A 13414-nucleotide genomic window follows, 5' to 3' on the forward strand; every position below is an offset into this window, starting at 1 on the left:
ACCAGCAGAAATTAGGGGTTATCAATTAATGCTTGATGAGATAAAGATTTTTTACCCGGAGATTGTCCAGCGGATCCTTACCGGTGATCCCGCCGACATAAGGTTTTACCAAGCGAATATTTGAGTAGTAATAAATGGGGACAATAACCGCATCTTTATCCAGTTGCGCCTCGGCCTGTTGATAAAGCGTGGCGCGCTCATCATCCGTTTTGGCCTGTACCGCCTGCACCATCAGGCTATCGAATAGTGCGCTGTTATAGTGGGCGGTATTATTGCTGCTAGCGGAAAGCATGGTGTTCAGGAAGGAGGTCGGCTCGTTATAGTCGGCGCACCACCCTGCCCGTGCGACATCAAAATTGCCCTGATGACGGGTATCCAGATAGGTTTTCCATTCCTGATTCTCAAGTTTGACGTCAACGCCAAGGTTCTGTTTCCAGATAGAGGCCACCGCAATCGCCAGCTTTTTATGTAAATCCGATGAGTTGTACAGAAGACTGAACGTCAGCGGTTTGGCCGCCGTATAGCCGGCTTCCGCCAGCAGTTTTTTCGCCTCCGCGTTGCGTTTTTCCTGCGGCCAGGTAAACCACTCCGGCGTTTGCGCCTTAAATCCGTCAATAAAGGGAGGAACATAGCCATAGGCGGGAATATCCCCCTGATTTTTCACTTTATTGGTTAATACATCCTGATCGATTCCCATACGCAGCGCGGTTCTTATCCGCACGTCGGTAAACGGCGCTTTCTGATTGTTGATTTCGTAATAGTAGGTGCATAAATACGGGTTTACTTTTACTTCCTGCGGGATTTCTTTCTTTAATTTCTGGAATAACTCAATGGGCAATTTATTATTGGTAATGTCAATTTCCCCAGCCCGATAGCGATTAACATCCGTCACCTCGGAAGCAATCGGTAAGTAAGTGACCTGATTAATGACGGTTTTATCGTTATCCCAGTACTGGGGATTGCGCTCCAGCACAATTTTTTCGTTGACCACCCACGCTTTCAGTTTATAGGCGCCATTCCCCACCCAATTATCCGGCTGCGTCCATTTTTCACCAAATTTATCCACAACATGCTTGTTCACCGGAGACATGGATGAGTGGATCAGCAGCTTGTAGAAATACGGCACCGCTTCACTGAGCGTTACCTCCAGCGTATGGTCATCCAGCGCTTTGACGCCGAGCGTATCCGGGTCTTTCTTGCCGGCAATGATGTCATCGATATTTAGTAAATGTCCGTACTGCAGATAGCTGGCATAAGGCGATACCGTTTTGGGATCGGCCAGACGTCGCCAGCTATAGACGAAATCCTGCGCGGTCACCGGTTCGCCATTTGACCAGCGCGCATTTTGGCGTAAATGAAAAGTCCATATTTTAAAATCTTTGCTGTCCCAGCTCTCGGCCACGCCGGGAATCGGGTGGCCGTTCGAATCGGAAATCACTAGGCCTTCATAGAGATCGCGCGCCACGTTGGATTCCGGCACCCCTTCGATTTTGTTAGGATCCAGGGAAGAAACTTCAGCGCCGTTGTTGCGAACCAGAACCTGTTTTTCAGCGAGTTGAACACCGGCGGGAACCTCTGCCGCCCATACACTCGCGCATGGCGCGATCATCAACGTCGCGATGATAGCGGCGACAACGTTTTTTCTCGTTTTGATATTTTCCACTGCTTCACTCCTGTTTTTTACCGTGACGTGCCGTGTCGTGCCATACACAGACAGCGGTTAACCATGCGTATGGACATAAGAATAAATGATAAGTAAATGCTGATTCCGGCACTTACATAATTAATAAATTTAACTTATGGAAAGTTCGCAATTAACGGCCTGTTATCGAAGCTAACAAAAGAGAATTCATTCGCCAATATATTTAAAATTAATCCTGCATAATTTTTTGTAAACGTTAGAAACATCACTAAAAAACAAAGCTATACACCATTAACCAGTTGATTAATAATAGTATTATCTAAAAGCATTTAGATGTGACGCAAGAAAATTTTAGTTAAAATAACGAGTTACCAACATAGTCATCGAAGCCTGCCTTTGTTTGTACAAAATAACAGCTATTTATATGCGTTACATACTCAACGAATTAGTCAATAAAATGTTATTAATTTCACAAGCTAGCACACAATCAAAAGCGCAAGAAAGAGATCGCGGTCACGATTGGCATATAAAAAAGTCGACTAAAAATACGCTTAATAAATAAGCATTGTTTATGCGAAAAATAGAAAAGACGGGGAAGATGAAATTCACTGAGTTGTCAGTTTGTTGCAAAGGGATAATTCATCGGGATATCTTAATTCCCGGAAAATTCAGCGCTGGCTAAAAGGTCATAATAAACCGGGAAAGAGCGCTTTCACGCCGGTCACAATAAACTCAATGCCCAGCGACATCAGCAATAATCCCATTATACGCGTGATAACGTTCATCCCGGTCTGACCAAGCACCCTGACCAACAGCGGCGCTGCCCGGAATTTGCGCCCTTCTACCGCCAGATAGTTAGTCATGCTGATGAACACGGGAAGAATGCCTATCGGATTAATCAATGCAAACAATCCAATAAAAAACTTGATATAGTCTGAAAAGCTCAATAGTGATTGGACCACATTTCACCCCAAATGGGTTGCTGTTCGCACAAGCGCCCTGACGGCGCTAATGAAGTGTAATCAGACCTATTTATCCATGCTCCTATGCAGGATTTTATTTCTCATTTTATTTGCCCAGTAGAATAAAAAAATCACCGTTCTTTGTTTGACAGCCACATGTAAAAGATGTAGGACGCTTTGAAATTGATAATAGTTCTCAAAAACGATGATGCTGAATGGTGTCAGCATCAAAAAAACTAGATTAAGATCACAAAAAAGGCACCTATAAGCAGGTATGCTCTTAGACATCCGGTTGAACCGAGTGGAATCACCTTTGATTTAGCAAGTTCTCAAAATACTTTTGATGTGACGGCGTTAAAGTCTTAGGTGATACGGCAGATAACCAATAGCATGACTGTAAGTGAGCTCTTTGAGTCAATTAGTGCAGTAACGGGTAACCAATAGATAAGCCTTAAGTTCCGCCATGCGGACGCAACATTCGCTCGTTTATCTATACTCTTCTACTTAGCTGACCATTGACTGAAAGAGTTTAACATTATCAGGAGAGCATTATGGCCGTAACGAATCTTGCTGAACTTAACGCACTGGTCGAAAGAGTAAAAAAGGCACAGAGTGAATTTGCCAATTATACTCAAGAGCAAGTCGACAGAATCTTCCGGGCTGCCGCACTCGCAGCTTCAGATGCGCGGATCCCATTAGCTAAAATGGCCGTAGCCGAGTCCGGAATGGGGATTGTGGAAGATAAAGTGATTAAAAACCACTTTGCTTCCGAATACATTTACAATGCCTATCGGGATGAAAAAACCTGCGGCGTTCTCTCCACCGACGATACGTTCGGTACCATTACCATCGCTGAGCCTATCGGCTTAATCTGCGGTATTGTTCCAACCACCAACCCGACGTCAACCGCGATTTTCAAAGCGTTAATCAGCCTGAAAACGCGTAACGGTATTATCTTTTCTCCACACCCGCGTGCAAAAAATGCGACCAATAAAGCTGCTGATATCGTTCTGCAGGCCGCCATTGCCGCCGGTGCGCCAAAAGATATTATCGGCTGGATTGACCAACCTTCCGTTGAACTGTCTAACCAGTTAATGCATCACCCGGATATCAACCTGATCCTGGCCACAGGCGGCCCGGGCATGGTGAAAGCCGCATACAGCTCCGGTAAACCGGCAATTGGCGTGGGTGCGGGTAATACCCCGGTGGTTATTGATGAAACGGCCGACATCAAACGCGCGGTGGCGTCAATCCTGATGTCCAAAACGTTTGATAACGGCGTTATTTGTGCGTCCGAGCAGTCTATTGTCGTTGTGGATAGCGTCTATAACGCGGTTCGCGAACGTTTGGCTTCCCATGGCGCATACCTGCTTAAGGGCAAAGAACTTCACGCCGTTCAGGGCATTCTGCTGAAAAATGGCGCGCTCAATGCGGCAATCGTGGGTCAGCCTGCGGCGAAAATCGCCGAGTTAGCCGGTCTCAGCGTTCCTGCCAATACCAAAGTGCTGATTGGCGAAGTTACCGATATCGACGAATCCGAACCGTTCGCTCATGAAAAACTGTCGCCGACGCTGGCAATGTACCGTGCCGCCGATTTCAACGACGCGGTTATCAAAGCGGAAAAACTGGTGGCGATGGGCGGTATCGGCCACACGTCTTGCCTGTATACCGATCAGGATAATCAGCCGGAACGTGTAGCCCACTTCGGCGACATGATGAAGACTTCCCGTATTCTGATTAACACGCCTGCTTCACAGGGTGGCATCGGCGACCTGTATAACTTTAAACTCGCCCCATCACTGACGCTGGGCTGCGGTTCCTGGGGTGGCAACTCCATCTCGGAAAACGTCGGTCCTAAGCACCTAATCAACAGGAAAACGGTAGCTAAGCGAGCAGAAAATATGTTGTGGCATAAACTTCCCAAATCAATCTATTTCCGTCGCGGCGCATTACCGGTCGCACTTGCTGAGGTTGCATCCGACGGAGCAAAACGCGCATTTATCGTTACTGACCGCTTCTTGTTCAATAACGGTTATGTCGATCAGGTCACAGACGTACTGAAACAACACGGACTGGAAACCGAAGTCTTCTTCGAAGTTGAAGCGGATCCAACCCTGAGCATCGTACGTAAAGGCGCAGAACAGATGAACTCCTTCAAACCGGATGTCATCATCGCGCTGGGCGGCGGTTCCCCGATGGATGCCGCGAAGATCATGTGGGTCATGTACGAACACCCGGAAACCCACTTTGAAGAATTGGCGTTACGTTTCATGGATATCCGTAAACGTATCTACAAGTTCCCGAAAATGGGCGTGAAAGCGAAAATGATCGCCATTACGACAACATCCGGCACCGGCTCTGAAGTTACGCCGTTTGCCGTAGTAACCGATGATGCAACCGGCCAGAAATATCCGTTAGCCGACTACGCATTAACCCCGGACATGGCGATTGTTGATGCGAATCTGGTGATGAATATGCCGAAATCGCTGTGTGCGTTTGGTGGTTTGGATGCGGTGACTCACGCACTGGAAGCCTACGTCTCGGTACTGGCAAATGAATATTCAGACGGACAGGCTCTGCAGGCGGTGAAACTGCTGAAAGAAAACCTGCCGGCCAGCTACCACGAAGGAGCGAAAAATCCGGTGGCCCGTGAACGTGTCCACAACGCCGCTACCATTGCAGGTATCGCGTTTGCCAACGCCTTCTTAGGGGTTTGTCACTCCATGGCGCATAAACTGGGCTCCGAGTTCCACATTCCTCACGGCCTGGCTAATGCCATGTTGATTTCAAACGTTATCCGTTATAACGCTAACGATAACCCGACCAAGCAAACGACATTCAGCCAATACGATCGTCCGCAGGCTCGCCGTCGTTATGCCGAAGTAGCGGATCATCTGGGGCTGACTGCGCCAAGCGATCGTACCGCGCAGAAAATTGAAAAATTGCTGAACTGGTTGGAAGAAATCAAAGCGGATTTGGGTATCCCTACGTCTATCCGTGAGGCTGGCGTACAGGAAGCTGATTTCCTGGCAAAAGTGGATAAGCTGTCTGAAGACGCATTTGACGACCAGTGCACCGGCGCCAACCCGCGTTATCCGCTGATTTCAGAGCTGAAACAAATCCTGCTGGATACTTACTACGGACGTAAGTACTCTGAACATCACGCGAAAGAAGCGACTGCCGAAGTTGCTGCGCCAGCCGCGAAAGCCGCCAAGCAGCCAAAGAAAGTCACTAACTAATGCAGCTGTGAGATAACAGCCTCTTCTGAGGCTGTTTATTCCAGAGAAGCATCTCATATACCCCGTCAGTTAACTGCCGGGGTATTTTTTCATCCTGATTAACGCTAATGACGATATGCCTAACATCAGGAGCTCGCCTCTTGCGTAATACGGACAAGAAACCCGCCTATTGCTCCGGTGTCGTACGCTTCACCGCTAACGCCACACGTTCAGGTTCCAGGCAGATGCGCCTCTAACAGCCTTCCTAAGCGCCTTAAATACCATAGCGCCCACGTTGCTCGTTTACTTGAGCACTCCCCGGTTCGATCCCTACCGCTTGGATTATTTAGAATACCCAGGCGCGGGGGCAAATACGCGCATTTGTTCCGCATAGTATGTCAATACATCCCACAGGCTGTGCGTGTCATCCAGCCGCGCTGAAACCCTATTGGCCATTCCCGCACAGCCATCGTCCGGATACATCGGATACTCACAGGAAACGGATTAATTTCTGGCGCTTCAGCGCCCGTTTACAGCGGTAAATTTCGTTAAGACAGTTACCCACAACCGTGGGTGACAACACGCGTCAGAAGGCTTGTTTTGTGAATTCTTTGCGCCCTTTTATCTTGATGCTCTCTACCTCGCCTAGACGCAGGGAAAGCCATTTGCCTGTCGACTCCCGCGTATTGCCGTCTTACCGGGCAGCGTGTTCTACGGGAGCGGCGCAAATCAACATCACAAGTGGAATAATCATAATGATATAAATTAGTTAGAAACACCGTTATCAGCGTTAACGATAAGCCGTCAGCGTTATTACCACCCTGTTATTCAACTTCATGGCTGATTAATCCTAATGCCATTTTATAATGTTTCCTGCAAACGGAGACATAGTTTTCATTACCGCCGATAACCACCTGCTCTCCTTCATGCAAAGGATTTCCCTGTGAGTCCAATCGTAATACACGGTTCGCTTTACGGCCGCAATAACACACGGTTTTAAGCTCAATCAACTTATCCGCCCAGGCTAATAAATAGTGACTCCCCGAAAACAATTCGCCGCGAAAATCCGTTCTTAAGCCGTAACACAACACGGGGATATCTAATTGATCTACCACGTCAGAAAGTTCGCTGACTTGTTCACGGGTTAAGAATTGGCACTCATCAATTAATACGCAGTGAATAGGCTGACTGCGATGTTCTTTAGTTAGCAAACTAAATAAAGATGTCTGCGGATTAAACAATAGCGCTGGCGCGGAAAGGCCGATACGTGAACTGACTACCCCGGAACCATACCGGCTATCTATTTCTGCGGTGAAAATCACTGTTCTCATACCACGTTCTTGATAGTTATATGATGACTGCAATAGCGCGGTAGATTTCCCTGCATTCATTGCTGAATAATAAAAATAAAGTTGAGCCATACTCCGATGCTCCCAAAGATAGGCTATATCTTGTCTGTATAGGGTTAATTTTTATTGTAACAACTCTCCGACAAGTCATGCAATGGGCTATTACTTGTGCAAACTCACTAAGTTTCATCTATTGATGCCGCAATAAAGATATAATCATTCCTTATAACGATGGTCGTACCACAATATCTTATCAAGCGCATCGATGCTGGAGAAATGATGGGTTAAATGTATTTCATATTGAGGGGCCGGTATTTATATTCACGTAACATAGGTTGTGATATCCGTTTTAAAAACGACAATTTTTAACAAACTTACAAATTTGACTATTGCAGAAAAGAAAATACCACTCTATTATCTCACTACACGCCACCAATAATATAAATTTGAGATTATCACAATGAGCGAAGCACTAAAGATTCTAAACAACATCCGTACTCTGCGTGCCCAGGCAAGGGAATGTAGTCTGGATACTTTGGAAGAAATGCTGGAAAAACTGGAAGTCGTGGTAAATGAACGCCGCGAAGAAGAAAGCCAGGTTCAGGCAGAAGTTGAAGAACGCGCACGTAAATTACAGCAATATCGCGATATGCTGATTGCCGACGGCATTGATCCTAATGAACTATTACAATCTTTAGGTTCCGTCAAAACTGCTGGTAAAAGCAAACGTGCCGCCCGCCCTGCCAAATATCAATATACCGACGAAAACGGCGACGTTAAAACCTGGACAGGCCAGGGCCGCACGCCTGCCGTAATCAAAAAAGCAATCGAAGAACAGGGTAAATCTTTAGACGATTTCCTGCTCTGATCTTTTTTTAATAAACAAATGCAAAATACCCTTGATTTTTATCAAGGGTATTATTTTTTTGGGAAAATAATGCGTATGCCGATAAGAATTCGCGCTCTCCGCCTTTTGTAATAAAACAGAGAGCATCTTTTTCTAAATATTAATTTTCTTCTGCTTCAATAGTTTCCTGTAGCCATTGGATAAGCTGCGGCCCTAAGTTCTCATGGCGCATGCCATATTCCACAAAGGCCTGCATATAGCCAAGTTTGTTGCCGCAGTCATGACTCTCACCTTTCAGGTGATAGGCTTCTACCGTTTCTTTTTCCATTAACATTGCTATAGCATCTGTTAACTGAATTTCATTACCTGCACCCGGCGGGGTTTTCTCCAGCAAAGACCAAATTTCAGCTGATAGAACATAACGGCCGACAACGGCTAAATTAGATGGCGCTTCGGAAGCTTTCGGCTTCTCTACTACCCCAACCATTGGCGCACTATCACCTGGTTTTAATTCCACGCCTTTGCAATCGACAACGCCATAACTGCTGACATTTTCAACAGGCTCAACCATAATCTGGCTATGGCCCGTTTCTGAAAAACGATGCAGCATTTCGCTTAAGTTATCTTTCTTCAGATCTGATTTATATTCATCAATAATCACATCGGGCAAAATAACGGCCACTGGCTCATCACCCACTAATGGGTGAGCACACAATACGGCGTGTCCCAAACCTTTCGCCAACCCCTGACGAACCTGCATAATGGTGACGTGTTTCGGGCAAATAGATTGCACTTCTTTCAGCAGTTGGCGTTTAACACGCTTTTCAAGCATGGCCTCCAACTCAAAGCTGGTATCAAAATGGTTCTCAATTGAATTTTTAGATGAGTGCGTAACTAAAATTATTTCATTGATTCCCGCAGCAATACACTCATTGACAACATATTGGATTAGAGGTTTATCTACCAACGGAAGCATCTCTTTAGGAATGGCTTTTGTCGCTGGCAACATGCGCGTTCCCAATCCCGCCACCGGGATAACCGCTTTTTTGACTTTTTTATTCACAATCGACATAAACAACCTCTTATATATCGTTCAAATAATGAACTTAAATTGTCTGGTCTAAAAACCGGATGAGTATACCAGTTTTACCGGGTCGCACTTGTCCGACATCATCGTCCAGCAAAAATTAGGATAATGACTAATAGTAGGAAAGAAAAAATAATAACGGAAGGAGAACCAGGTCTGACGAGGACGATAGCCCCACCTATCGGACTATTCTGTAGAAAGCATCAGCCGTAAACGACCGCCGCCGCCCCATATCTGACATTGCCAGGCGTCGCAAACGTGATTTAACTGATTGAGGTAAGCTTCATTAAGCGTCCCCAAGGGTACGCCACTGCTGAGCGCGATTTGACTTTCATTAACGTTTAATGTCGCATTCAAGCCGGCAGATATCAGTATCAGCCGTTTTAATTCACGATGATAATAACCAACCAACAATGGGAAACGCCCTTCCAGACTAGCCTGACGCAATAGTTGATTTACCTGTTTTAATAACAGCGGCAAATGAGGTAAACGATGTTGTTGATTCGCCATATGTTCCTGAAGCACGCCATTGAATAGTGTGCGAAGCAACAGCGCCGCCAGCGTACCGTTATTATTTACCGCCTGGGTAACATCAAGACAATAGAAAGCCAGATCATCCTCAGACAGTGCGGCAATATCCAAAACCAGGCCGGGTTGTTTGGCATCAGTCAGTTGACGATAATTTATTCGGCAACGCGCAAGCGTTTGCTGAACCGGCGGCTGCAATTGCGCTAAAAGTTTTGCGACCGCATCCGGAGATTGATTAAGGGAATCCATATCCTGCATTAACTGTTCAATCTCATTCACTGGCGAAGTAAACATATCCGGGTAAAGACAAGACATGACCGCCTCGCGCAAGCGCGCATAATCACGGATAGGTTTCAGCAAAACATCCTGAACGCCAAGCCGCAGAACCTTCGCAACATCGGCCATCTGGCTGGTCGCGGAGATCACGAGTATCGGGGTATGGTTATCTCTTAAGCGCAGGCGTTCAAGGAACTCAATTCCGCCCATCATCGGCATTTTCAGATCGCAGATGATCAATTCCGGATGGTGGCGCTCCAGAATACTTAACGCTTCCAGACCATGAATCGCTTCTAAAACCGAAGCGCCGAGCGAAGCGAGATAACCGGAAAGTACGGAGCGGAAAACAGCTTCATCCTCAATTATCAACACATGTTTACCCGCCAATGGTTGTTCCATCAGTTACCCCTTTACTTCAAATGCTTAATATCCAGATTACTTTATCGCCATCACTCGCTTGTTGCCGCTTGCCCGGCAAGTTTCAAAGCGCTCTATTTACCAGCGGTAACAATTCATCCCGTTTTTTTTCCACGGCCTGGCGACCGGCTTCAATCGCTTCCTGCGCCCGATGAAAATCCAGCGTGGCGATTTGTGGGCAAGAAGGCTGTAACAGCACATCCGGCGGATCGCCCGCCATTCTCGTCATCTTTAATCTGTTTTCAAGAATATGAATTGACGTACTCATAATCTCCATCGCCGTTGGCGAGATCGTCGCTGACTGACGGCGTCCACGCGCCAAACGCTTACGAATGATGCGGCGCCAGTCATGTGAAGCCGCTTCAGGTTCGGGTATCGTTGGTTTAATCGACAGCAAGTCATGGTGGTTTAGACTGGCATCCTGCTGCAAATCAACCGCGATCACCACATCGGCCCCCATGGCACGCGCCAGCGATATCGGTACCGGATTCACCACCGCGCCGTCAACCAGCCAGTAACCATTGAATAAAACGGGAGATAACAAGCCAGGTATGCTGCAGGAAGCCCGAATCGCTTGATGCAGGTCCCCTTTTGTCAACCAAAGTTCACGCCCGGTACTCAGATTAGTGGCAACCACGCCATATTTAATCGCACAATCCTCGATTTGTATTGTTTTTAACAGATTCCTTACGTTATTGAATACTCTGTCGCCACGCAACAAACCGCCGCGCTGCCAGGAAAGATCCATCAGGCGGATGACATCCCAGTAGCCAAACCCGCTGACCCAACGCTCCATGTCAGCCAATCGATGCGTCGCATAGGCTGCGCCTACCAATGCCCCAACGGAGCATCCCGCAATAACATCGATCTTAATGCCAAGCTCCGTCAGCGCATTGATCACACCAATGTGGGCCCATCCTTTGGCTGCGCCAGAACTTAATGCCAAACCAACTTTTTTCTGTCGCATGGTTGACCTCGTGTGCTTTCATTCTAGCGCACATTGCTACATCCAGAGATTATTAGGTAACATATCGGCATCCTGACTAAGGATCCCACTATTATTATCATTTTTTTTAATTACTTTTTTTTTCAGGAGAGGCTGTGCCGGAAATTTGCCCCTGTAACAGTGGCCTACCATACCGATCATGCTGTCAGCCGTATCTCAGCAAAAGTGCCGCCGCCGCGTCCCCTGTTACGTTGATGCGATCCCGCTATACGGCCTACGTTAAGCATGATGTGGATTACCTGATAGCGACCTGGCATCCCGATCGCCAGCCGGAAAAATGGCGGCACTCGATTCAGGAAAGCTGCCAGGAAACGATCTGGCTCGGGCTTAACATATTAGCTAGCGCGCCGGGTAAGACGCCGGACGAAGGTTATGTAGAGTTTGCCGCCCGCTATACATCCGCTACGGATAACCAGCAGCATGGATTAATGCGAGAGCGCTCACGCTTCCTTCGCCATCACGATCGCTGGTACTATACGGACGGCATTCATCTGCAAACCGGCAGAAATGAGCACTGTCCGTGCGGTTCCGGCAAAAAATACAAGAAGTGTTGCGGACAGTAAAACAGACATTAATGCGGTGAATTCCGGCACTGCTCAACGTAAACCCAGGTACGCTATACCCAATAGATTTCGAGTTGCAGAAAAGCGGCAAACGAACGAATCCCGATGCTCTTACTTAGAGTATTTGGGTAAGCGAGTGTAGCCAACGCATTTTGTACGCTTGGAAGAAGACGGATAGATTAAGTTTTGGACAGGATCCACACACCCATGCAACCCCAAAATACCCAAAGAAAAGTATTACGGACCATTTGCCCCGACGCTAAAGGGCTAATCGCGAAAATCACTAATATTTGTTACAAGCACGAACTCAACATCGTGCAGAACAATGAGTTTGTCGATCATCGCACCGGGCGTTTTTTCATGCGTACCGAGCTGGAAGGGATATTTAACGATGTCACCTTACTGGCCGATCTCGACGGCGCGCTCCCGGCAGGTTCTGTGCGTGAACTGACGACGTCCGGTCGTCGCCGTATCGTCATTCTGGTAACGAAAGAAGCCCACTGTCTGGGCGATTTATTGATGAAAAGCGCATACGGCGGGCTGGATGTTGAAATCGCCGCCGTCATCGGCAACCACGATACATTACGTACGCTGGTTGAACGGTTTGATATTCCCTTCCATCTGGTCAGCCATGAAGGCTTTACCCGCGAAGAGCACGATCAGCACATGATTGCGCAGATCGACGAGTATCAACCTGATTTCGTTGTTCTGGCAAAATACATGCGCGTATTAACACCGGCATTCGTTCAACATTATCCGAATCAGGTTATCAATATTCACCACTCGTTCCTGCCGGCATTCATCGGCGCCCGTCCGTATCATCAGGCGTATGAACGAGGCGTGAAAATCATCGGGGCCACGGCTCACTACGTGAACGATAGTCTGGATGAAGGCCCGATCATCATGCAGGACGTCATCAACGTCGACCATACCTACACGGCCGATGACATGATGCGCGCCGGGCGCGACGTTGAGAAAAATGTGTTAAGCCGCGCGCTTTACCGAGTGCTGGCGCAGCGTGTTTTTGTCTACGGGAATCGCACTATTATTCTTTAATTTACCGATCGGGCATCGTTTTACGCGTTAAATGTACAAGGATGCACCATCTGGAATAAAAAATCGGCAAACACGTTGGTTTTTGATATATCAGGCTTTACAGTGGCGCGTCATTTGATATGATGCGCCCCGCTTGAAGCAAAAGCATCTTGCAGCAAGGCCAGTGGTGGGGTTCCCGAGCGGCCAAAGGGAGCAGACTGTAAATCTGCCGTCACAGACTTCGAAGGTTCGAATCCTTCCCCCACCACCACTTCAAAATACTTCCCTGAATCAAATCCCAACACCGCGCTTTCAGATTCCCATCAGGGGAAGGTGAGAACCTTCGACCAAGGTTCGACAAAACCGAAGGTTTTGAACAACGCGTTAGCGTTGGCCCGCAGGGCGAGACGCGTAGCGGCGAGTTATCCTTCCCCCACCACCACTTCAAAATATTTCCCTGAATCAAATTCCAACACCGCGCTTT

General features: G+C 47.4%; 10 protein-coding genes, 1 tRNA gene and 1 other RNA gene. 6 read left to right on the forward strand and 6 right to left on the reverse strand.

Features of this window, described 5'->3' with window-relative positions:
- Positions 1–25 precede the first annotated feature (25 nt).
- Complete coding sequence (gene oppA, locus ACN28R_RS08115) at positions 26–1663, reverse strand: oligopeptide ABC transporter substrate-binding protein OppA (RefSeq protein ID WP_095834133.1); 1638 nt, start codon at positions 1661–1663, stop codon at positions 26–28.
- A 665-nt stretch (positions 1664–2328) separates the two neighbouring features.
- Complete coding sequence (locus tag ACN28R_RS08120) at positions 2329–2604, reverse strand: MarC family protein (protein ID WP_082153079.1); 276 nt, start codon at positions 2602–2604, stop codon at positions 2329–2331.
- 551 nt (positions 2605–3155) lie between these two features.
- On the opposite strand from ACN28R_RS08120, the gene adhE reads away from it, so the two are divergent.
- Entirely contained in the window at positions 3156–5843 is a 2688-nt protein-coding gene (adhE, locus tag ACN28R_RS08125) for a bifunctional acetaldehyde-CoA/alcohol dehydrogenase (protein ID WP_048638953.1), read from the forward strand.
- Between the two features lie 803 nt (positions 5844–6646).
- On the opposite strand, the gene ACN28R_RS08130 is transcribed toward adhE, so the two are convergent.
- The gene (locus ACN28R_RS08130) at positions 6647–7243 is read right to left on the reverse strand and encodes a thymidine kinase (RefSeq protein WP_048638954.1); all 597 of its coding nucleotides are present in this window, start codon (positions 7241–7243) and stop codon (positions 6647–6649) included.
- 388 nt (positions 7244–7631) lie between these two features.
- Here ACN28R_RS08130 and hns point away from each other — a divergent pair, with 388 nt between their 5' ends.
- The gene (gene hns / locus ACN28R_RS08135; RefSeq protein ID WP_095834134.1) at positions 7632–8039 is read left to right on the forward strand and encodes a histone-like nucleoid-structuring protein H-NS; all 408 of its coding nucleotides are present in this window, start codon (positions 7632–7634) and stop codon (positions 8037–8039) included.
- A 139-nt stretch (positions 8040–8178) separates the two neighbouring features.
- Here the strand turns inward: hns and galU are convergent, their stop codons facing one another.
- From galU to rssA, 3 genes are all read right to left on the reverse strand, one after another.
- Positions 8179–9090, reverse strand: a complete 912-nt coding sequence (gene galU / locus ACN28R_RS08140; protein WP_048638956.1) for a UTP--glucose-1-phosphate uridylyltransferase GalU — start codon at positions 9088–9090, stop codon at positions 8179–8181.
- A gap of 201 nt (positions 9091–9291) precedes the next feature.
- Complete coding sequence (rssB, locus tag ACN28R_RS08145) at positions 9292–10308, reverse strand: two-component system response regulator RssB (RefSeq protein ID WP_048638957.1); 1017 nt, start codon at positions 10306–10308, stop codon at positions 9292–9294.
- 82 nt (positions 10309–10390) lie between these two features.
- Positions 10391–11293 carry a patatin-like phospholipase RssA gene (gene rssA / locus ACN28R_RS08150; protein ID WP_048638958.1) on the reverse strand — a complete coding sequence of 301 codons (903 nt, stop codon included), beginning with the start codon at positions 11291–11293 and terminating at the stop codon, positions 10391–10393.
- 134 nt (positions 11294–11427) lie between these two features.
- Between rssA and ACN28R_RS08155 the strand changes: the two genes are divergently transcribed.
- The 4 genes from ACN28R_RS08155 (at position 11428) to ACN28R_RS08170 (ending at position 13372) form a co-directional block, all read left to right on the forward strand.
- Entirely contained in the window at positions 11428–11895 is a 468-nt protein-coding gene (locus ACN28R_RS08155; RefSeq protein ID WP_048638959.1) for a YchJ family protein, read from the forward strand.
- 207 nt (positions 11896–12102) lie between these two features.
- On the forward strand, positions 12103–12951 hold the full coding sequence (gene purU / locus ACN28R_RS08160; RefSeq protein ID WP_048638960.1) for a formyltetrahydrofolate deformylase: 849 nt from the start codon (positions 12103–12105) through the stop codon (positions 12949–12951).
- 165 nt (positions 12952–13116) lie between these two features.
- Positions 13117–13201, forward strand: a tRNA-Tyr gene (locus ACN28R_RS08165).
- A 42-nt stretch (positions 13202–13243) separates the two neighbouring features.
- A non-coding RNA gene (locus tag ACN28R_RS08170) (RtT sRNA) lies at positions 13244–13372 on the forward strand.
- Positions 13373–13414: the final 42 nt, after the last annotated feature.

The sequence above is a fragment of the Brenneria goodwinii genome (assembly GCF_002291445.1).
Taxonomy (GTDB): Bacteria; Pseudomonadota; Gammaproteobacteria; order Enterobacterales; family Enterobacteriaceae; genus Brenneria; species Brenneria goodwinii.